Annotated in this window: 18 protein-coding genes; 16 read left to right on the top strand and 2 right to left on the bottom strand. The window is 71.6% G+C overall.

Annotated features, from left to right (window positions below):
• The first annotated feature begins 79 nt into the window (after nt 1-79).
• Nucleotides 80-1,918 (top strand): HSP90 family protein, encoded by a 1,839-nt coding sequence (locus tag CRP56_RS05720; protein ID WP_097260885.1) that lies wholly within the window; start codon nt 80-82, stop codon nt 1,916-1,918.
• Nucleotides 1,919-1,920: 2 nt separating this feature from the next.
• Entirely contained in the window at nt 1,921-4,860 is a 2,940-nt protein-coding gene (locus CRP56_RS05715) for a hypothetical protein (RefSeq protein ID WP_097260883.1), read from the top strand.
• Between the two features lie 243 nt (nt 4,861-5,103).
• Here CRP56_RS05715 and CRP56_RS47105 read toward each other — a convergent pair whose 3' ends face one another.
• Together CRP56_RS47105 and CRP56_RS05705 are read right to left on the bottom strand one after the other, a co-directional pair.
• Nucleotides 5,104-5,898: a hypothetical protein gene (locus CRP56_RS47105; RefSeq protein ID WP_143664892.1), complete on the bottom strand. Its 795-nt coding sequence runs from the start codon at nt 5,896-5,898 to the stop codon at nt 5,104-5,106.
• Complete coding sequence (locus CRP56_RS05705; protein ID WP_097260880.1) at nt 5,823-6,347, bottom strand: hypothetical protein; 525 nt, start codon at nt 6,345-6,347, stop codon at nt 5,823-5,825. Before CRP56_RS05705 ends, CRP56_RS47105 begins: the two co-directional genes overlap by 76 nt.
• 776 nt (nt 6,348-7,123) lie before the next feature.
• On the opposite strand from CRP56_RS05705, the gene CRP56_RS05700 reads away from it, so the two are divergent.
• From CRP56_RS05700 to hypF, 14 genes are all read left to right on the top strand, one after another.
• Nucleotides 7,124-7,438: a DUF6400 family protein gene (locus CRP56_RS05700; protein ID WP_097260878.1), complete on the top strand. Its 315-nt coding sequence runs from the start codon at nt 7,124-7,126 to the stop codon at nt 7,436-7,438.
• Nucleotides 7,425-7,682 (top strand): hypothetical protein, encoded by a 258-nt coding sequence (locus CRP56_RS05695; RefSeq protein ID WP_097260876.1) that lies wholly within the window; start codon nt 7,425-7,427, stop codon nt 7,680-7,682. The genes CRP56_RS05700 and CRP56_RS05695 overlap by 14 nt, the downstream gene beginning before the upstream one ends.
• Before the next feature lie 194 nt (nt 7,683-7,876).
• On the top strand, nt 7,877-9,658 hold the full coding sequence (locus tag CRP56_RS05690; protein WP_097260874.1) for an enoyl-CoA hydratase-related protein: 1,782 nt from the start codon (nt 7,877-7,879) through the stop codon (nt 9,656-9,658).
• A 63-nt stretch (nt 9,659-9,721) separates the two neighbouring features.
• Entirely contained in the window at nt 9,722-10,810 is a 1,089-nt protein-coding gene (locus CRP56_RS05685; protein WP_097260872.1) for a hydrogenase expression protein HypE, read from the top strand.
• A gap of 86 nt (nt 10,811-10,896) precedes the next feature.
• A complete protein-coding gene (locus CRP56_RS05680) occupies nt 10,897-12,681 on the top strand; it encodes a nickel-dependent hydrogenase large subunit (protein WP_097260870.1) in 1,785 nt (594 codons plus the stop codon).
• Complete coding sequence (locus CRP56_RS05675) at nt 12,678-13,196, top strand: hypothetical protein (protein ID WP_097260867.1); 519 nt, start codon at nt 12,678-12,680, stop codon at nt 13,194-13,196. Before CRP56_RS05680 ends, CRP56_RS05675 begins: the two co-directional genes overlap by 4 nt.
• Nucleotides 13,193-13,834, top strand: coding sequence for a DUF5947 family protein (locus CRP56_RS05670; RefSeq protein WP_097260865.1), 642 nt, complete (start codon nt 13,193-13,195; stop codon nt 13,832-13,834). Before CRP56_RS05675 ends, CRP56_RS05670 begins: the two co-directional genes overlap by 4 nt.
• Nucleotides 13,831-14,517, top strand: a complete 687-nt coding sequence (locus CRP56_RS05665) for a DUF6084 family protein (RefSeq protein WP_097260863.1) — start codon at nt 13,831-13,833, stop codon at nt 14,515-14,517. Before CRP56_RS05670 ends, CRP56_RS05665 begins: the two co-directional genes overlap by 4 nt.
• Entirely contained in the window at nt 14,514-15,944 is a 1,431-nt protein-coding gene (locus tag CRP56_RS05660; protein WP_097260861.1) for a hypothetical protein, read from the top strand. Before CRP56_RS05665 ends, CRP56_RS05660 begins: the two co-directional genes overlap by 4 nt.
• Nucleotides 15,941-16,483: a hydrogenase maturation protease gene (locus CRP56_RS05655; protein WP_097260859.1), complete on the top strand. Its 543-nt coding sequence runs from the start codon at nt 15,941-15,943 to the stop codon at nt 16,481-16,483. Before CRP56_RS05660 ends, CRP56_RS05655 begins: the two co-directional genes overlap by 4 nt.
• Before the next feature lie 11 nt (nt 16,484-16,494).
• Nucleotides 16,495-16,599 (top strand): DUF6893 family small protein, encoded by a 105-nt coding sequence (locus CRP56_RS49265; RefSeq protein WP_373559629.1) that lies wholly within the window; start codon nt 16,495-16,497, stop codon nt 16,597-16,599.
• A 145-nt stretch (nt 16,600-16,744) separates the two neighbouring features.
• Nucleotides 16,745-17,146 (top strand): hydrogenase maturation nickel metallochaperone HypA, encoded by a 402-nt coding sequence (gene hypA / locus CRP56_RS05650; RefSeq protein WP_097260857.1) that lies wholly within the window; start codon nt 16,745-16,747, stop codon nt 17,144-17,146.
• 3 nt (nt 17,147-17,149) lie between these two features.
• Entirely contained in the window at nt 17,150-17,905 is a 756-nt protein-coding gene (gene hypB / locus CRP56_RS05645) for a hydrogenase nickel incorporation protein HypB (RefSeq protein ID WP_097260855.1), read from the top strand.
• Nucleotides 17,902-20,289: a carbamoyltransferase HypF gene (gene hypF / locus CRP56_RS05640; RefSeq protein ID WP_097260853.1), complete on the top strand. Its 2,388-nt coding sequence runs from the start codon at nt 17,902-17,904 to the stop codon at nt 20,287-20,289. Before hypB ends, hypF begins: the two co-directional genes overlap by 4 nt.
• Nucleotides 20,290-20,309: the final 20 nt, after the last annotated feature.

Here is a 20,309-nt window from a genome sequence, read left to right as displayed (position 1 = left end):
CGCAAGGCCTTCTGACCATCGGTCGCCCGGCCACCCGGCCACCGACCACCTCCGCCGATCCTTCACCCCGGACTTCCCCATGCCCCTGCGTCACAACGCCGCCGAGCCCGCCGCCGCCGACCGCACCTTCCAGGTCGACCTCCGCGGCCTGGTCGACCTCCTCTCCCACCACCTCTACTCCAGCCCCCGCGTCTACCTGCGCGAACTGATGCAGAACGCGGTCGACGCCCTCACCGCACGGCACGCCATCGAGCCCGCCGGCTCCTTCGGTATCCGCCTGTACGCGGACGGCGCGACGGTACGCGTCGAGGACGACGGCGTCGGTCTCACCGAGGCCGACGTGCACACCTTCCTCGCCACGATCGGCCGCAGCAGCAAGCGCGCCGACCAGGTCGCCGAGCAACGCGCCGACTTCATCGGCCAGTTCGGCATCGGCCTGCTCTCCTGCTTCCTGGTCGCCGACGAGATCCACGTCGTCAGCCGCTCCGCCCGCACCCCCGACGCCCCCGCCGTGGAATGGCGCGGCCGCGGCGACGGCAGCTACACCGTCCGCACCCTGCCCGCCTCCGCCCGCCCCCGGCCCGGTACGACCGTCACACTGACGCCGCGCGCCGACGCGGACGAGTGGACCCGCCCGACCCAAGTGCACGCGCTGGCCCGCCACTTCGGCTCCCTGCTGCGCCACCCGGTGACCTTCCACGACGGCTCGGGCGGCCCGGCCGTACCGGTGAACCCCGAGCCCGCGCCCTGGTCCAGCACGTACCCCACCCCGGGAGCCCGCTCCCGCGCGCTGGCCGCGTACGGCGAAGAGGTCTTCGGATTCACGCCGTTGGACACCATCGAGCTGGACCTCCCGGCCGTCGGCCTCAAGGGCATCGCCTGTGTGCTGCCCGAGGCGGTGCCCGCCGGGCGGCGCCACGGCCACCGCGTGCACGTCAAGGGCATGCTGCTGTCCGAGCAGGCCGAGGAGATCCTGCCCGAGTGGGCCTTCTTCGTCCGCTGCGTCGTCGACGCCGAGAGCCTGCGCCCGACCGCGTCCCGCGAGGCGCTCTACGAGGACGACACCCTCGCCGCCGTCCGTGACGCGCTCGCCGAACGGCTGCGCGAGTGGATCGCCCGCGCCGCCGCCAGCGACCCCGAACTCCTCGGCCGTTTCCTCCAGGCCCACCACCTGGCCGTGAAGTCCCTCGCCGTGCACGACGACGAGATCCTGCGGATGCTGCTGCCCTGGCTGCCGTTCGAGACCACCGCCGGGCACTGCACCCTCGACGAGTTCGCCCGCACCCACCGCACCGTCCTCGTGACGTCCAGCGTCGAGGAGTTCCGCCAGGTCGCGGCCATCGCCTCGGCCGCCGGCCTCGGTGTCGTCAACGGCGGTTACACCTACGACCGCCAACTGGTCCACCGGCTGCCCGAGATCAGGCCCGAGGTCACCGTCGCCGACCTCGACCCGGCCACCCTCACCGCCCACCTCGACCCCGTCGACCGGGAGACGGAGTTGGCCGCCGCGGCCTATCTGGCCCAGGCCCGCGACGCTCTCGCCGTCTTCGACTGCGACGTCGCCCTGCGCACCTTCCAGCCCGCGTCCGCCCCCGCGCTCCTCGTCGACAGCCGCGAGGCCCGGCACGAACGCACCCGCTCCCAGCTCGCCCGCGAGCAGGAGGGCGGCCTGTGGGGCGACATCCTCGGCGCCCTGCGCCAGGAGGCGCCGCGCGCCCAGCTGATCCTCAACCAGCTCAACCCGCTGGTCCGCACCGCCGTCACCATCGACGAACCCGAACTGGCCCGCACCAGCGCCGAAGCCCTCTACGGCCAGGCCGCGATGCTGTCCCGGCGCCCGCTGCGGCCCGCCGAGTCGAGCCTCATCAACCGCTCCTTCCTCGACCTCCTCGCCCACGCCCTCCGCAAGGACAGCTGACGATGTCTACCGCACCTCATCCCCAGAACACCGACGAGCTGTACCAGGCGCTCCAGGAGAACGACCGGCGCCCCTACGGCCGCACCCGCACCGTCACCGCCGAGGAACTCGTCGACGCCGCCGAGCAGTTCGGCGAGCCCGGCCCGCTCATCGACGCGCTCCTCGAACTCCAGGAGGCGTACACCTACGGCTCCGAACCCCGTAAGTCGCCCGTCGTCTTCGCGCGCCTGCTCACCCTCTTCGACGAGCAGCCCGACGTCTTCGACGAGCGCCTGCGCCACCAGCTGTTCTGGCGGTTCAAGTGGGTGGCCCACGCCCTGCGCCAGCTGCCCGAGATCCCGCTCACCAGCCTGCGCCAGTGGCTCACGGAGATGCGCGAGCGGTACGAGAAGGCCGACCTCGGCCTCCAGCCGTACTACGGCCAGGCGTACCAACTCGCCGCGCACGTCGGCGAGGACACCGCCCTCGCCTACGACCTGTGGGCGGCCCGCATCCGCACCCGGCTCAGCGACTGCGAGGCCTGCGAGACCTGCCAGCGCGCCCGGTACCTGCTCCGGGCGGGCGACGACGAAGGGGCCCTGCGCGCCTTCGAGCCGGTCCTCGCGGGCAAGGAGTCCTGCAAGGAGGAGCCCGCCCGCTCCGCCTCGTACGCGCTGCTGCCGCTGCTGCGCACCGGCGACACCGACCGGGCCCGCGCACTGCACCTCACCGGCTACCGCGCCTGCCGCCGCAACCCCTCGATGTCCGAAGAGGTCGGCCGGCACCTGGAGTTCTGCGCGCTCACCGGCAACGAGGCCCGCGGCCTGGAACTGCTCGCCGAGAACCGGAACCTCTTCGACGAGGTCGACTCCCCGCTGGACCAGCTCGGCTTCCTCACCGGCGTGGAGGTCCTCCTCCAGCGCGTCGAGGCCCTCGGCCACGGTGAACTGCCCGCCGCCGGATATGCGGGCCGCACCTGGACCGTGGCCGGGCTGCGCGCCGAGGTGCGCGGCCGCGCCGACGACCTCGCCGCCCGCTTCGACGTCCGCAACGGCACGGCGACCCACGCCGACCGCCGCCGGGCCCGCCTCGACCGGGCCCCGCTGCTGGACCGGCTCGAACTGACCCTGCGCACGCGGGAGCTGGACGAAGTGGCCCAGGCCGCCCCGGTAGCGGCGCCCACCACCCCCGCGGCGCCCGCCGTCCCCGAGTCCCTGACCGAACTCATCCTCCGGGCCCGGGAGTTGGACGAGGTGGGGCACCCGGAGGCGCAGACCTGCTGGGCGCGTCTGCGCACACTCGTCGCCGCATCCGGCTACAGCCACCCCGACGACCCGGCCGTGGGCCCGCTCGTCCGCCTGCGCGCGGACCTGCTGGCCGAGGAAGCCCACCGGGCGGGCGGCAAGGAGGAGTACGCCGACTCCGCCGCCCTCCACGAGGAGGCCGCGGCCCTGTACGACGCCGCCGGTGAACCGGCCGACGCCGCCGTCTCCCGCGCCTGCGCGCTGCTCGCCACGGCGGAGATACCCCCGCAGGGCGAGGACGCCGCCGACGTGCGGGTCGCCGGGCTGACCGACGCCCACGCCGCCATGGTCCGGCTGCACGAGGAGACGCCCGGCCTCGCGCCCTACCAGGAGGCGCGACTGCTGCGGCTGCGGGCCACCACGCTCGCCGTACGCCTGCAGACGTCCGGGAACGAGGAGCACATCGCGCCGGTCCACGCCGAGATCGACCTGCTGCACGACTTCGCCACCCGGCACGAGCTCACCGGGCAGATCTCCGGGGCGCTGCTGCTGCGGGCCAGCACCTACGCCGTCTCCGGCGACCTGCCCACCGCGGTCTCCGAGATCGACGCCCTCCTCGACCGGCTGAAGGAGCACGGCCCCGCCTGGCACCTGCCCCGGACGCTCGGGCTGCGCGGCCGGCTCCAGCTCGGCCTCCGGGACGCCGAGGCCGCGTACACGGACCTGAGCGAGGCCCTGCGGCTGGCCGCCGACTGGCCGGCCGACACCGTCGACACCACCCGCCTCCACGGCGACCTGGCCGAGACCTGCATGCGCCTGGGCCGCCCCGAAGAGGCCCTGCGCCATCTGACGCGCTCCGCCGAGGCGGACCTGCGCCGCGGCAGCCGGACGGACGCGTTCTGCTCCTACAGCAACGCGGCCCAACTCAGCCTGGACCTGGGCCGCGTGGAGGACTGCATCGCGCTGCTCGACTCCCTGCTGATCGAACCGGACGTGGTCTCGGGCGAGTTGGACGACCGGCTCGTCGCCCAGCTGCGGCTGACCCGCGCCCGCGCGCTGCGCACGGGGGAGGACCTCAAGGCCGCCACCGCCGAGTTCGTCGCCCTCGCGGCCGAGTCGGCGGGCTGGGACGACGACCCGGGCAGCCACGCCATGATCGCCGCGGAGACGGCCGTACTCCTCGGCGAGTCCGGCGAGTTCGACCGGGCCCGCGCTGCCGTGGACCAGGCCCTCGCCGCGCACGCCAAGGAGCCGCGCTACGAGATGCTCAGCAACTGCCTGCGCGAACTGGCCCGCCTCCAGGCCCAGCAGCAGGGCCCCGACGGTCTCGCCGACGCCCGCGCCTTCCTCGCCGACGCCGGACGGGTCGCCGACGAGGCCCGCGCCGCCGCGTACGAGGCCCACGGCCGCTCCCTGGACAGCGCCCTGGCCTATGAGCACGGCCGGGTCAACGCCTACGCCGGCGAGTACGAGGACGCGCTGATCGCCCTGGACAAGACCCTCGCCCTGCTCGGCGAGCCGGGCGAGGACCAGGACCACGCCGGGGAGTGGGCCGAGTGCGTCCGCCTCGCCGGCGCCGTGGAGGGCCTCTACCTGGAACGCCCCGCCCCGGCCCTCACCCGCCTCGACGCGGCGATCACCCGCCTGACGGCCCTGGGCCACACGGAGGAGACACAGCCCCTGACGGCCTTGGCCGCCCGCCTGCGCGACGAGGCGTGACGGGGCCGGTGCCGGGGCCACCTCCGCCCCGGCACCGGAACCCCGGGGCGCGACGGACCAGCGGCCTGTTCGATCTGATCGACGATCCGACTCCCGTGCTGGCTGCGCTCGACCAGCAAGATCCCCGGGAGGTCTGAGAACGGACTGTCCGCTCCTGAGGGGTAGGAAGCCCGGGGGTCGCTGTTGGTTAGGCTGCCCGGGCCCTGGGCACGGTCGTGTTGGTGGCGGGCTGACAGCGCGAGGTCACGAATGGGTGAGGCTTTCGTGGTCCCACTGCTCCAGCAGCGTCTCCGCAGGCAGAGCGCTGCCGTCGGGCGCAAGTCGCTGGACCGGCATGTCGTGGGAGGCGCAGGCGAGCAGTTGCTCAGCGACGAGGTGAGGAACGAGCAAGGCTGTAGTGCCTGACTTCCGGTTGAAAGCTACCTGGTAGGTGGCGATGACTGATGCCTCCCAGAGGGGGAGAGGGTCGCGTTCCGGCTCGTGGTGGCGGGTGCGTGGGAGAGCGGGTGCTTTGACTGCCACCAGCTGCCACGGCGCGGTGGCGGGGCGGGCGGCTTCTTCTCGCGCCTGGCGGATCCAGTCGGCGGTGAGCTGACGGAAGGCGGTGTGAGCTTCGGGCTTCCCCTTGCGGCGGCGTCCGAAGGCGTCGCTGACGACGGTGTACACCGAGAAGTCATGATCTTCCAGGCGCTGCCAGGACCAGGTGGCTCGGCGACTCCACTCGTACCAGGCTCGCCGGAAGGTCTTCTCCGCCTCCGGTCCCAATCCGGCGAAGCCTGGATCGCCGGAGAATTGCGGCGTGGGCAGGACGCGTACGGCAGCAGCCTCCAGCAGATGGGCCGGCTGGACGAGGTTCGCGAGAGCCCGACGCTCGGCGTCGAGGACGGCGGTGAGCCGACTCTGCAGTCCGTCGGCCCACGGGGCGAGGAACGGGTAATCGGCTACTGCCTGGTTGCTCCGTATCAGGTAGGAGTGCAGTCGGCGCCAGTGTGAGAGGCGTCCATAGCGGAGATCGCGGGCGCGGTCATACGTTCCCACTCCTCGTCGTGCCCAGCCTCGTCGTCTTCCTCATCCGCGTCGCCGACGTCATCGGTGTGGGGCGGGTGGTCGCCGGTGGAGAGGGCGATGGCCGCGTCACGCTCGGACTTGATGTCATCCTCGTCCTCAGGGTCCCTGTCGAGCCAGATGGTGAGAGAGTCCACGTCGTTCACTGCCGCGCCGAGCGGCAGGATCGGGCTGTCCGTGAACAAAGCCCACCGGCAGTTCGTACAGAGCCGCTCGACGGCTTCGCCGAACGGGATGTCGAACTGGTTCACAGAAGCGGCCGACCGCAGTGCGCGGCACTCGGGGCTTCCCTGGAGCTTGCCCTTGCCTGTTGCCGAGGCGTGGCAGGTGATGGGGGTGTCCCGGGCCGACCCCAGGGGAACCTCGGGCTTGAAGATCGAGCCGAGCTTGACGTGGCGGAGCTCACCGGTATTCGAGGGCATGTCGGCAGGCTATGCGCAGGCACTGACAGTCGGCCGGGTAAATCGGTCCCCACCACTCTGGGGTGAGTTGACGCACCACGCCAGGCACACGGCCGCCAGCGCGATGGTCATGGGGACCACGTGATGAAAGCGGTCGGGCTCGAAGCATGCTCCCACGCCCGCGGAGCGTGCTGCAGGGCCTGCGCGGTCCCGCTATGTCGTGTCGTGCCACCACAGGTGTCAGAGGGTTATCGCCTGCCTCACCCCGGACGGGAGTCTGGTCCGTGACTGGTCCGGGGACAGTCCTCGTGCAGGTCGACCATCGACCTGAGGCAGTCTGTTGCTTACCCAAAGTGACTCCGGTGTCGGACTGCCCGGAGCGCAACGGCGTCTCCAGGCAACCGACTTCAGGTTCTAGAAGAACCCAAGTTTCTTTGGACTGTATGAAACTAGAACGTTCTTCGTCTGATGGTGGTGCCCGCCCCGCATCTGGCATGACCAGCAGGAATGATGCCTGGTGCGGCTTTGGCGGGGCGAGCGGCCCGTAAATGGTCCGGATCTTGATCCTCGAACCCGATGCACAGGGCCTCAGCGAAGTGCTGACGTGTTTCCGGCAGGATCGGTCCGACCCCCGCAGCCGTCCTCTGCCCGGGGTGTATCCGTGCTGTGCGGGGAATGGGCCCAGCATCACCTGGCATGTACGGGTCGCACCGGACGTTCCCCTGGGGCGCGGGCCTGCTGTGACTTCTCCCACCTGCTCTTGCCGGGGCGAGAAGCGCTTGCCTACGTTCGGTCGCATGTCCTCCCATGGCCGCGCCCTTCCAGGCGAACCGGACGAAACCGCCGCGGAAAGCAGGCCCGCGACGGACCGACCCGACCCGCTCCCGACGGTCGACCTGGACGTCGACCTGAGCTCACATGAGCTGCTCCGGCGCGCTCATGTCCTGGACGCTCTAGGCCCCGACTGGGACACCGTCGCCGTGCTGCGCGGCGAGGAAGCGGCGTATGAGCTGCTGTATTCCGGCCTCAGCGCGGAGCAGCAGCGCGTGTACGACGAGCTGGTCTCGGCCGGAGTGCTGCCTCGGAGAGGGGGCAGCGATGCTGCCGCTTGACCCGCAGGCGGACATCGGGCGGCGCGCCTGGGTGGCCTGCCCGAACTGCGACGACCGTCGCGGGTGCGCCACCTGCGAGCAGGGGCGCACCTGTTCCGAGCACTGGCGCTACCTGCTTTCCCATGTCGGCAGCCTGCTTCACCTGCAGTGCCGGTCCTGCACCCACATCTGGGCACACGAGACCCACTTCGGCGCCACCCGCTCCCGGTGGGAGCGCATGACCAGCGGCCTGCGACGAATGTGAGCACTTACCGCGGTCGGCTCGGTGAGCCGGACCGTCGGTGCCGCCGTTGGTCGTGGCCAGTGAGGCCGGACGGCGGATCGGCGCCCGCTTTCGGATGATCCCACCGCCTGTCGTCGGGAGCGGCAGGCCGCCTTGCCCGAGGATCGCGTCCGGCGGGCATCCCTGCCTGCCGTTCGTCCGTCTCGGAGGCAGCGGTGCACATCCTGCTCCTGGCCAGTGGCTTCAACAGCCTCACCCAGCGTGTCTTCGCCGAACTGCGCGACCGTGGCCACACCGTGGCGGTGGAACTCGCCCTGCCCGGCAGCCCGTTGCCCGAAACTGTGCGACGGCACGCACCGCAGCTCATCGTGGCGCCGATGCTGAAGACGGCGATTCCCGAGGAGGTATGGACAGCGCACACCTGCCTCATCGTCCATCCGGGGCCCGTGGGCGACCGGGGACCCTCCTCCCTGGACTGGGCGATCCACGAGGGCGTCGACCAGTGGGGCGTCACCGTCCTGCAGGCCGACGGGGAGATGGACGCCGGTGACGTGTGGGCCTGTGTACCGTGCCAGGTCCCTCCGGTTCCCAAGAGCGAGCTGTACCGGGGCGAGATCGCCGACGCCGCGCTCGAGGCCGTCATGCTCGCGGTGGAGCGCTTCGCCGAGGGAACCTACGTACCACGCAAGCAGGACGCGGCACGCACGGCCGACGCCCGGCTGCGCCCCCGCCCCTACCTCGACCAGAGCGTCCGGCGCATCGACTGGGCCGAGGACACCACGCAGGACGTCCTGCGCAAGCTGAGAGCGGCGGACTCGCAGCCCGGTGTGCTGGACGTCCTGCTCGGCCGTGAGTGGTATCTGCACGGTGGTCATCCCGAGAGCGTGCTGCGCGGCCGCCCGGGCGAGCTGCTGGCCACTCGGGCCGGGGCGGTGTGCCGGGCCACCAAGGACGGAGCCGTGTGGATCCCCGAGCTGCGGCCCCGGCGCGTGCCCGGGCAGCCGCCCACGCACAAACTGCCTGCCGTGCGGGCCCTGGGCGACCTGCTGCCGCCCCTGCCCGAGCACGCCCTGCCCCTGCTGCCCGAGGTGCGGCACCGTACCTGGACGGACATCCGCTACCGGGAGGACGGGGACGTCGGGTTCCTCTCGTTCTCCTTCCCCGGCGGCGCCATGAGCACGGAGCAGTGCCGACGTCTGCTGGACGCCTACCGGGAGGCGTGCGAGCGGCCCACGTCCGTACTGGTGCTGGGCTGCGAACGGGACTTCTTCTCCAACGGGATCCACCTGGGCGTCATCGAGGCCGCGGACGACCCCGCTGCCGAGTCCTGGGCGAACATCAACGCCATCGACGATCTGGTCGAGGCGGTCCTGACGACGACCGACCGACTGGTGGTCGCGGCGGTTGCGGGCAACGCCGCGGCGGGCGGGGTGATGCTCGCCCTGGCGGCCGATGAGGTGTGGTGTCGCTCGGGCGCCGTTCTGAACCCTCACTACCGCCTGATGGGCCTGTACGGCTCGGAGTACTGGACGCACACCCTGCCGCGCAGGGTGGGTCCGGCGACGGCGGAACGGCTCATGCGTGAGGCTCTCCCGGTGAGCTCGGCGGCCGCCCTGCGCCTCGGCCTCGTCAACCGGGTGGTCGACTGCGGTCCGGACGCGTTCGCGGGGGAGGTTGACGGCCTGGCGGCCCGGCTGGCGTCACTGCCGGCGACGGCGTCAAGGATCACCGCGAAGAAGACGGAGCTGGACCGGCTGGAGAGCGTGACCCCGCTGGCCGGCTTCCGTGAGCAGGAGCTGGCCCGGATGCGCCGGACCTTCGACGACCCGGATGCCCCGTACCACTCGCTGCGTCGTGCCTTCGTCCACAAGGAGCGGCCGGCGTGCACCCCGCCGCATCTCGGTCCCGCCCGGGTCGCGCAAACCGGCCCGACCCCCTCCGCCGCGGATGTCACCGGAATGGCCCTGTATGGCGTCTCGTCACGGCCGAACGGCTGATACGAAGAGAAGCGATGGTCGAAATCTAGGCTTTCATCCCTTACCTCCCCAGGAGGCGGTCCCATGACTGAGGCGACGCCCGACACGGTCGGCGCTGCGGACGCGAGCGGAGCGGCCGCCGACGAGACACCCACGATCCACATTCTGTGGATCAACGCGGGCCTGAGCTGCGACGGTGACTCGGTCGCGTTGACGGCGGCCATGCAGCCCAGCATCGAGGAGATCGTGCTCGGTGTGCTGCCGGGCCTTCCGAAGATCGCCGTCCACTGGCCGCTCATCGACTTCGAGTGCGGTCCGGTCGGCGGCTCGGACACGTTCATCGAGTGGTTCTTCAAGGGGGAGCGGGGCGAGATCGACCCGTTCGTCCTGGTCGTCGAGGGCTCCATCCCCAATGAGGCGATCAAGCCCGAGGGCTATTGGTGCGGCTTCGGCGACAACCCGGAGACCGGCCAGCCGATCACGACCAGCGAGTGGATCGACCGGCTCGCCCCGAAGGCGCTGGCGGTCGTCGCTATCGGCACCTGCGCCACCTACGGCGGCATCCACGCCATGGCGGGCAACCCGACCGGCGCGATGGGCGTGCCCGACTACCTCGGCTGGGACTGGAAGTCCCACGCGGGCATCCCCATCGTGTGCGTCCCCGGCTGTCCGATCCAGCCGGACAACTTCTCCGAGACGCTCACCTACCTGCTCTACCAGGCGACTGGCGCCGCCCCGATGATCCCGCTGGACGACAAGCTGCGCCCGACCTGGCTGTTCGGGGCCACCGTGCACGAGGGCTGCGACCGCGCGGGCTACTACGAGCAGGGCCAGTTCGCCCTGTCGTACGACTCGCCGACATGCCTGGTCAAGCTCGGCTGCTGGGGCCCGGTCGTCAAGTGCAACGTGCCCAAGCGCGGCTGGATGAACGGGATCGGCGGCTGCCCCAACGTCGGTGGCATCTGCATCGCCTGCACCATGCCCGGCTTCCCCGACAAGTTCATGCCGTTCATGGACGAACCCCCCGGCGCCAAGGTGTCGAGCAACGCCAGCGGCGCGTACGGCGCCGTGGTCCGCAAGCTGCGGTCGATCACCGCAAAGACGGTGGACAAGGAGCCCAAGTGGCGCCAACCCGGAGACAGGATCACCACCGGATACCGCCCCCCGTGGTGAGCAATCGCCGCGGCTGACCCGCTCCCCGTTCTCGTGCATGCACCCCCCACCTGAACCTCCCGCGCAACGAAGGGCACGGCACACAGATGGCACCGACGACGAAGGCGGCCGGCGACGGCAGCGGCCTGGTGGAGATGGCCTGGGACCCGATCACCCGGATCGTGGGCAGCCTGGGCATCCACACGAAGATCGACTTCAAGCAGAAGCGAGTCGCCGAGTGCTACAGCACCTCGTCGGTCTTCCGCGGCTACAGCGTCTTCATGCGCGGCAAGGACCCCCGCGACGCCCACTTCATCACCAGCCGCATCTGCGGCATCTGCGGTGACAACCACGCCACCTGCTCGGTGTACGCGCAGAACATGGCGTACGGCGTGAAGCCCCCGCACCTCGGCGAGTGGATCATCAACCTCGGCGAGTCCGCGGAGTACATGTTCGACCACAACATCTTCCAGGAGAACCTGGTCGGGGTCGACTACTGCGAGAAGATGGTCAAGGAGACCAACCCCGGCGTCCTCGAACTCGCCGAGCGCACCGAGGCCCCGCACGCCGCGGAGCACGGCTACCGCACGATCGCCGACATCATGCGCTCGCTCAACCCCCTGGAGGGCGAGTTCTACCGCGAGGCCCTCCAGGTCAGCCGCTACACGCGCGAGATGTTCTGCCTGATGGAGGGCCGCCATGTGCACCCGTCCACGCTCTACCCGGGCGGCGTCGGAACCATCGCCTCCGTGCAGCTCTTCACGGACTACCTCAGCCGCCTGATGCGCTACGTGGAGTTCATGAAGCGCGTCGTGCCCCTCCACGACGACCTGTTCGACTTCTTCTACGAGGCGCTGCCCGGGTACGAGGAAGTGGGCCGCCGACGTGTCCTGCTCGGCTGCTGGGGCGCGCTCAACGACCCCGAGTACTGCGACTTCACCTACGCCAACATGACTGACTGGGGCCGGCGCATGTTCGTCACGCCCGGCATCGTCGTCGACGGCAAGCTCGTCACCAACGACCTCACCGAGATCAACCTCGGCATCCGCATCCTGCTGGGCAGCTCCTACTACGAGGACTGGCAGGGCCAGGAGCAGTTCGTCACCCACGACCCGCTCGGCAACCCTGTGGACCCGCGCCACCCGTGGAACCAGCACACCATCCCCACCCCGCAGAAGCGGAACTTCGACGACAAGTACAGCTGGGTCATGTCCCCGCGCTGGTTCGACGGCAAGGACCACCTCGCCCTGGACACCGGTGGTGGCCCCATCGCCCGCCTGTGGTCGACCGCCCTGTCCGGTCTCGTCGACATCGGGTACGTCAAGGCCACCGGCCACAGCGTGGTCATCAACCTGCCCCGCACCATGACCAAGCCCGAGACCACCTTCGAGTGGAAGATCCCGAAGTGGTCCAACGCGCTGGAGCGCAACCGCGCACGCACCTATTTCCAGGCGTACGCCGCCGCCGTCGCCCTGCACTGCGCGGAGAAGGGACTGGCAGAGGTCCGTGCCGGACGCACCCAGACCTGGGAGAAGTTCGAGGTTCCGGACGAGAGCATCGGTGTCGGCTTCACCGAGGCGGTCCGCGGCGTCCTCTCCCACCACATGGTGATCCGGGACGGCAAGATCGCCAACTACCACCCCTACCCGCCGACCCCCTGGAACGCCAGCGTCCGGGACACCTACGGCACGCCCGGCCCGTACGAGGACGCCGTGCAGAACACGCCCATCTTCGAGGAGAACACCCCGGAGAACTTCAAGGGCATCGACATCATGCGCGCCGTCCGCAGCTTCGACCCCTGTCTGCCCTGCGGTGTCCACATGTACGTCGGCGGCGGCAAGACGGTGAAGTCCATGCACGTGCCCACCGGCCTGAGCGGACTGGGCGGATGAGCGCGGTCAGCTCCGCGGAGCAGACCGGGCGCCGCGTCGAGGAAATCCTCGACAGGCTGGCCGAGAGCGGCGACCCGGCCGCCGCCGAGGCCGCGGAGGAACTCGTTCGCTCCCTCATGGACTTCTACGGTGCCGGCCTCGCCCGCATCCTCCACCTGCTGTCCGGCGCTCCCGGCGAGGCAGCCGCACGCCTCCTGGGCGACGACCTGGTCGCGAGCCTGCTCGTCCTGCACGACCTGCACCCCGAGGACCGCGACACCCGCATCGCGCGCGCCCTCGACGGGGTCGCGGAACACACCCTGGAGGTGGTGGCCTTCGACGAGGAGAGCGGCACCCTGACCGTGCGGGCCCGGGAGGCCGGCGGCTGCGGTTGCGGCTCCGGCACGGGTGCCCGCGAGGCCGCGGAGGCTGCGCTCGCCTGCTTCGCACCGGAGGTCAGAGCGGTCGACGTACAGACCGCCCCGGCGGGGCCGACGCTCCTCCAGATCGGCACCGCACCGACGGGGGCCCGATGACGGCGTCCCCGGCGACGCGCACGCCCGGCCTGCGGAGGTTCCTCACCGACAGGCCTCCGCAGCCCGAACGGTGTGAGTTGTGCGCCGTGGCGGTGGAGGCGGGCCACCGTCATCTCGTCGACACCGAGAAACGCGCCCTCGTCTGCGCCTGCCCTCCGTGCGCGCTGCTGATGGAACAGCCGGGCGCCGCCGCCGGCCGCTTCCGCACGGTTCCGGCCCGCTACCTCACCGACCCCGGACACCACCTCGACGAGACCGCCTGGGAGGCGCTGCAGATCCCGGTCGGCGTCGCCTTCCTCTTCCGCAACGCGGCGCTCGACCGGCTGGTCGCCCTCTACCCGAGCCCGGCCGGAGCCACCGAGAGCGAACTCGAACCGGCCACGTGGACGGACGTCCTCGGCGGCAGCCGCCTCGCCGAACTGCTCGAACCCGACGTGGAGGCGCTGCTGCTGCGCCGCACCGACGGCCGCTTCGAGTGCCACCTCGTACCGATCGACATCTGCTACGAACTCGTCGGCCGTATGCGCCTGTTGTGGCAGGGCTTCGACGGTGGAGCCGAAGCCCGCGCCGCGCTGGACGCGTTCTTCGCGGACGTCGCGCGACGCGTCCGGCCCCTGGGCGAGGTGGGTCACCCGTGACCGCGTTCTCCTTCGCCTGCACCGGCGTCCGCGCCGACCAGTACGCCGCCGGACCGACCCTCGTCTTCCGGCTGCGCGTCACCGCCGGCGACAACGCGCGCGTGCACGCCCTCGCGTTGCGCTGCCAGATCCGCATCGAACCCGCCCGCCGCGGCTACGAGCCCGCCGAGGCCGACGGCCTCGCGGACCTGTTCGGCGAGCGCTCACGCTGGGGCAGCACGCTCCAGCCGGTGCAGTTCGCCCAGGTCTCGGTCATGGTCCCGAGCTTCACCGGAGAGATCGAGACCGACCTCGTCGTGCCCTGCACCTACGACATGGACATCGCCGCCACCCGCTACCTCACCGCCCTCACCGACGGCGAAGTCCCCCTGCTGATGCTCTTCTCGGGTACGGCGTTCACCGGAACCGGCGGCTTCCAGGTGGAGCCCGTCCCGTGGGACCGCGAGGCGGCCTTCCGGATGCCCGTCACCGCCTGGCGGGAGATGGTCGAGCAGCACTTCCCCGGCTGCGGCTGGATCCGGCTGCCCCGCGACACCATGGACGCCCTCCTCGCCTACCGCTCCCGGCACGCCCTGCCCTCCTGGGAGGCGACCGTCGCGGCGCTGCTGGAGATGGGTGCCGACCCGCCCGCGCACCACCCGCTGCGCGCCCTCACCGCCACCACCGGAAGGACCGATCCGTGACCGTGACCGCGTTCGCCCCCGAGACCGAGGAGCGCCTCGCCCTCGCCCGGCAGGTGGCCGACGCCGTCCTCTTCGAGGGCTATGTGCTCTACCCGTACCGCGCCTCGGCGGCCAAGAACCGGCTGCGCTGGCAGTTCGGCGTGCTCGTGACGCCCGGCTGGGGCGCCGAGTGCGAGGAGCACGACTTCCAGCACACCGAATGCCTGATGGAACCGAAGGCGGGGGCGACCCTCTCGGTCGAGGTGCGTTTCCTGCACGCCCGACGGCGCACGGTGCAGCAGGCCCGCCCGGACGGCGGCTACGACACGGTTCCCGAACTCCGCCTCGACGACCGGGTGTTGGTGCCCTGGGACGAGGGAAGCCAGGAGCGCGTCGAGGTGGTCGCGTCGGTCGACGAACTCCTCGGCGACGGCGTCACGTACCCCTTCCGGCTCCCCGCCCGCGAGGACACCGAGCCGGTCCTGGACGAGGCCGGCCGCGCCGTCGGCCGGCTGGTCCGGCGCTGCGAGGAGATCAGCGGGAGGGTCCGGCTGTCCGCCCGCGAACTCGACGGCCCCTACCGGGTGTTGCGGCTGACCGCCGTCGTCGAGAACACGAGCGACTGGACACCGCCCGAGGGCCGCGGCGCGGACCGGGAGGCGGCGCTGCCGCACTCCCTGGTGGCCAGCCACCTCCTCATGGCCCTCAGCGCCGGATCGTTCCTCTCGATGACCGATCCCCCCGAGTGGGCGAAGGGCGCGGTCGCCGCCTGCCGCAACCTGCACACCTGGCCCGTGCTTGCCGGCGAACCCGGCCGCGCCGACCTCGTGCTGTCCTCGCCGATCATCCTGCAGGACCATCCGGCCATCGCTCCGGAGAGCCCCGGCGCGCTCTACGACGCCACCGAGATCGACGAGATCCTCGCGCTGCGCACCGCGGCCCTCACCGACGAGGAGAAACGTGAGGCCCGGGGCACCGACGAGCGGGCGGCCGCCGTGATCGAACTGGCGGACTCGATGCCGGCCGAGGTCCTGGAGCGTCTGCACGGGGCGGTGCGGAGCCTGCGCGAGGTGACCGGTCCCGGCCCCGCCGCTCCGGACGGCGGCTTCCCCGACGAATACGGGGTGACGCGGCCGGACACCCCCTGGTGGGACCCGGCGAGCGACGCGGGCTTCGACCCGGCGCAGGACCGGGTGGTCGTGGACGGCCGGTCGGTGGGCCAGGGCAGCCGCGTCGAGTTGCGTCCCGGGGCGCGGCGCACCGACGCGCAGGACATCTTCCTGCGGGGCCGCACCGCGAAGGTCGAAGCGGTGCTGCACGACGTGGACGGCGGGGTGCACCTGGCGGTCACCGTCGAGGGCGACCCGGGCGCCGACGTCCGCCGTGAGCAGGGACGGTTCCTGTACTTCCAGCCCGACGAGGTCACACCGCTGGAGGACGACGTATGAACCTTCCCCCACCGCCTGGTCCAAGGACGCTCGTGGCGGGCATCGGCAACGTCTTCCTCGGAGACGACGGCTTCGGCGTGGAGACCGCCCGCCGGCTCGCCGAGCACGACCTGCCCGGACACATCGAGGTCGTGGACATCGGGGTGCGCGGGGTGCACCTCGCCTATCAGCTGCTGGACGGCTACGACACCCTCGTTCTCGTGGACGCCACGGCGCGCGGCGAAGCCCCCGGCACGCTGTACGTGATCGAACACGACATCGGCGGGAGCCCTTCGCCCCCCGCGGCCACGCTGGACGGCCATCGGATGACCCCCGACGCCGTCCTGGCGCTGCTGGGCACCCTGTGCGCCGGGACCGGCGGCGAGCCACCACGCCGCGTCCTGGTCGTGGGATGCGAACCGGCCTCGGTGGACGAGGGCATCGGTCTCAGCCCGCCGGTGTCCGATGCCGTACCGGAGGCCGTCCGGCTGATCGAAGAGCTGCTGCGGGACGGCGAGCCGTCCGTGGCGCAGGCCTCAACCGCTGAGGCTCCGACATGAGGAGAGACGGGATGAAGAAGATCGTCATCGGTGGAGCGGCCGTCGCCGCCATGGTCGCTGTCGTCTATGAGGTACTTCCCGACCTGAGGCGCTACCTGCGCATCAGACGGATGTGAAGCGTGGCCGCCACCGGTGTGGCGCGCGGTTGCGTCGAACGGCGTACCCGCCGGCCGGCCACGGCGTGCCGGGCCGTGCGACCCGGCCGCGCGCGCCTCTAATGAAGGCCGACCGGAGGCAGCCGCGGACGGAAGGACGCACACCATGCACGAGATGTCCGTCGCGCTTGCCGTCGTCGACCAGGTGGAAGAGGCCGCCGCACGGGCCAAGGACGTCACGGCAGTGCGATCGGTACGGCTCCAGGTGGGCGAACTGGCCGGAGTCGTACCCGACGCCCTCGCCTTCTCCTTCGAACTGGCCTGCACCGGAACCCTGCTGGAAGGCGCGGAACTGATCACCGAAGCGGTGCCCGGACGAGCCCGCTGCACCCCCTGCGCACACGAATGGGCCGTCGGCATGCCGCCCCGGCTGACCTGCCCCGCGTGCGGCGGTACGCAGACCGACCTGCTCGCGGGCCGGGAACTGCAGATCGTCGACGTGCACTGGGAGGACGGCCTCGGCCCCGCGCACACGCCCACCCGCGAACCGATCTCCGAGGAGCGCTGAACCATGTGTCGTGTCGTCGACCTGCGGCAGGCCGTACTCGCGAAGAACGACGCGAGCGCCCACGAACTGCGCGCGCACCTCGCGGCTCGGGGCATCGCGCTCGTCAACCTGCTGTCCAGTCCGGGCAGCGGCAAGACCGCGCTGCTGGAGCGCGAACTGCTGCGGGCACGGGAGCGGGCCGTTCCCGTCGCGGCGCTGAGCGCCGATCTGGCCACCGAGAACGACGCGGCCCGGCTGGCGCGTTCGGGGGTCCCCGTCAAGCAGGTGCTCACCGACGGACTGTGCCATCTGGAGGCGGGGATGCTCGCCGGGCACCTGGACGGGTGGCTGCCCGACGACACCCGGCTGCTGTTCGTGGAGAACGTCGGCAACCTGGTCTGTCCGGCCTCCTACGACCTGGGGGAGACCCTGAGGGTCACCCTCGCCTCCGTGACGGAGGGCGAGGACAAGCCACTCAAGTACCCCACCGCCTTCGGCCTCGCCCACCTCGTGGTGGTCACCAAGACCGACATCGCGGGGGCCGTCGAGTTCGACGAGACGGCGTTCCGCGCGAATGTGCAGCAGGTCAACCCCGGAGTCGAGGTGATCCTGACGTCGGCACGCCGGGGACTGGGAATCGGCTCGCTGCTCGACCGGGCGCTGGCCGCCATGGACGGCACACCTGTCCACTCACCGGTCATGACCCGGCAGCCCCATCACCACACACACCCGCACACGCACCCGGAGGCCACCGGCACCATGGCCCACACCCACTCGTGAGCGGTCCGCAGGCTCCGACCGCCGTCGCCGAGAACACCCCACGACGCCGCCGGGTCACCGTCCGGGGAGTGGTACAGGGCGTGGGCTTCAGGCCCTACATCTACGGCCTTGCCACCGAACTCGCCCTGGCCGGACACGTGACCAACACCCCGGAGGGCGTCGTCGCGGAGGTCGAGGGCAGCGCCTCGGCCGTGGCCCGGTTCTGCGACCTGATCGCCGCCCAGGCACCGCCGCTGGCCCGGGTGGAGTCCGTCCACCACCGGGAGATGCCTCCCGTCGGCGGCACCGCGTTCACCATCCGCACCTCGCGCACCGGCGGACCGGCCCGCACCCTGGTCTCCCCGGATTCCGCCACCTGCCCCGACTGCCTCGCCGAGTTGACCGCCCCGGCGGACCGGCGCTACCGGCACCCGTTCGTCAACTGCACCCACTGCGGCCCGCGCTTCACGATCGTCACCGGTGTGCCGTACGACCGGGCGAACACCACCATGGCCGGGTTCGCGATGTGCGCCGACTGTGCCCGGGAGTACGAGGATCCGGCCGACCGCCGGTTCCACGCGCAGCCGGTCGCCTGCCCGGCCTGCGGGCCTCGTCTGAAGCTGGTCCTCGCCCAGGAGGCAAGGATCGGCGAGGTCGAGGGGGTGGACCCGGTCACCGAGGCCCGCGCGCTGCTGAAGCGGGGAGCGATCCTCGCCGTGAAGGGCCTGGGCGGCTACCACCTGGCCTGCGATGCCACGAACCAGGAGGCGGTCGCCCTCCTGCGTCGGCGCAAGGCGCGCGGGGACAAGCCGTTCGCCGTCATGGCCAGGACCGCGGACGACGTCCGTCACCTCGTCCGGCTGAGCCCGGCGGAACGGAACCTCCTCGAAGGCCGGGCCAGGCCGGTCGTCCTGCTGAGGCGGCGTCCGCACGCCGGCGGGGATCCTCGGCCCGCCGAGGCCGTGGCACCCGGCAGCCCCGACCTCGGCGTGATGCTGCCCTACACACCCGTGCACCACCTGCTGCTCGGTCTGCCCGGCGACCCCGACGGCCCCAGGCTGCTCGTCATGACCAGCGGTAACCTGTCGGGTGAGCCCATCGTCACCGACGACGACGAGGCGCTGGAGCGACTGGCGCACCTGGCCGACGCCTGGCTCACGCACGACCGGCCGATCCACGTCCCGTGCGACGACTCCGTGGTCCGCGTCTGCGACGGGGAGCCACTGGTGATCCGCCGCTCGCGCGGCTACGCCCCGCTGCCGGTCTCCCTGCCGCTGCCCGTGCGGCCGGCCCTCGCCGTCGGCGGAGACCTGAAGAACGCCTTCTGTCTCGGGGCGGGCCGTCAGGCCTGGCTGTCGGCGCACATCGGCGACATGGACGACGTGGGCACACAGCGGGTCTTCGAGCGCGCGGTGGCACAGTTGGAGTCCATCACGGGAGTGCGGCCCGAGGCCCTGGTCTCCGACCGGCATCCCGGCTACCGCTCCGCCGGATGGGCCGACCGGAACGCGGCGCACCGGCCCGTCGTACGCGTCCAGCACCATCACGCGCACATCGCCGCCGCCATGGCCGAGCACGGACTGGACGGCACCCGGCCGGTGATCGGCGTCGCCTTCGACGGCACCGGCCACGGCGACGACGGCGCCGTGTGGGGCGGGGAGTTCCTGCTCGCGGACTACGACCGCTTCACCCGGTTCGGACATCTCGCGTATGTTCCCCTGCCCGGTGGTGACGCCGCGGTGCGTCGGCCGTACCGCATGGCGCTGGCCCATCTGAGGGCGGCCGGGATCGCCTGGTCCGACGACCTCGCCTGTACGACCGCCTGCCCGCCCGACGAACTCCACCTACTGGCACGCCAGTTGGAGCGCGACCTGAACTGTGTCCCCACGTCGAGCATGGGCCGCCTCTTCGACGCCGTGTCCTCTCTCGTCGGGGTGTGCCATCGAGCCGGATACGAGGCACAGGCCGCCGTCGAACTGGAGCGAGCGGCTCTGCACGCACCCGCCGACGACACCACCGCGTACGCCTTCGCGCTGCACGCGTCGGAGGAGAACCGCGACGGCGCCGTACGGGCCGATCCGGCACCCGTACTCGCGGCGATCGTCGGCGACCTGCGCGTGGGTGTCGAGCCGGCCCTGGTCGCCGCGCGCTTCCACCGGGGTGTGACCGGCCTGGTGCACCGGATGTGCGCGCGGGCGCGAGAGCGGCACGGGCTGGACACGGTCGCCCTGACGGGAGGCGTGTTCGCCAACACGCTGCTCTCCTCGGCCTGTGCCGCCACCCTGCGCGAGGACGGCTTCACGGTCCTGCGGCACCACTTGGTGCCGCCCAACGACGGTGGCCTGGCGCTGGGCCAACTGATGGTGGCTGCCCGCGCCACTCCCACTCTCACCCCCACCGACTGAGCAGACGCGCGACCCACAGC

Origin of the sequence: Streptomyces sp. TLI_55 (assembly GCF_900206255.1) — a bacterium.
In the GTDB taxonomy this organism is placed as follows: Bacteria; Actinomycetota; Actinomycetes; order Streptomycetales; family Streptomycetaceae; genus Streptomyces; species Streptomyces aquilus.
The sequence above is the reverse complement of the archived record's forward strand: the minus strand, read 5'-3'. Positions and strand labels throughout refer to the sequence as shown.

Excerpts from the sequence above, each read along its gene's own strand:
- CRP56_RS05720 (WP_097260885.1), top strand. The coding sequence starts at position 80 with ATGCCCCTGCGTCACAACGCCGCCGAGCCCGCCGCCGCCGACCGCACC.
- CRP56_RS05715 (WP_097260883.1), top strand. The coding sequence starts at position 1,921 with ATGTCTACCGCACCTCATCCCCAGAACACCGACGAGCTGTACCAGGCG.
- CRP56_RS05705 (WP_097260880.1), bottom strand. The coding sequence starts at position 6,347 with ATGCCCTCGAATACCGGTGAGCTCCGCCACGTCAAGCTCGGCTCGATC.
- CRP56_RS05700 (WP_097260878.1), top strand. The coding sequence starts at position 7,124 with ATGTCCTCCCATGGCCGCGCCCTTCCAGGCGAACCGGACGAAACCGCC.
- CRP56_RS05695 (WP_097260876.1), top strand. The coding sequence starts at position 7,425 with ATGCTGCCGCTTGACCCGCAGGCGGACATCGGGCGGCGCGCCTGGGTG.
- CRP56_RS05685 (WP_097260872.1), top strand. The coding sequence starts at position 9,722 with ATGACTGAGGCGACGCCCGACACGGTCGGCGCTGCGGACGCGAGCGGA.
- CRP56_RS05680 (WP_097260870.1), top strand. The coding sequence starts at position 10,897 with ATGGCACCGACGACGAAGGCGGCCGGCGACGGCAGCGGCCTGGTGGAG.
- CRP56_RS05675 (WP_097260867.1), top strand. The coding sequence starts at position 12,678 with ATGAGCGCGGTCAGCTCCGCGGAGCAGACCGGGCGCCGCGTCGAGGAA.
- CRP56_RS05670 (WP_097260865.1), top strand. The coding sequence starts at position 13,193 with ATGACGGCGTCCCCGGCGACGCGCACGCCCGGCCTGCGGAGGTTCCTC.
- CRP56_RS05655 (WP_097260859.1), top strand. The coding sequence starts at position 15,941 with ATGAACCTTCCCCCACCGCCTGGTCCAAGGACGCTCGTGGCGGGCATC.
- CRP56_RS49265 (WP_373559629.1), top strand. The coding sequence starts at position 16,495 with ATGAAGAAGATCGTCATCGGTGGAGCGGCCGTCGCCGCCATGGTCGCT.
- hypA (WP_097260857.1), top strand. The coding sequence starts at position 16,745 with ATGCACGAGATGTCCGTCGCGCTTGCCGTCGTCGACCAGGTGGAAGAG.
- hypB (WP_097260855.1), top strand. The coding sequence starts at position 17,150 with ATGTGTCGTGTCGTCGACCTGCGGCAGGCCGTACTCGCGAAGAACGAC.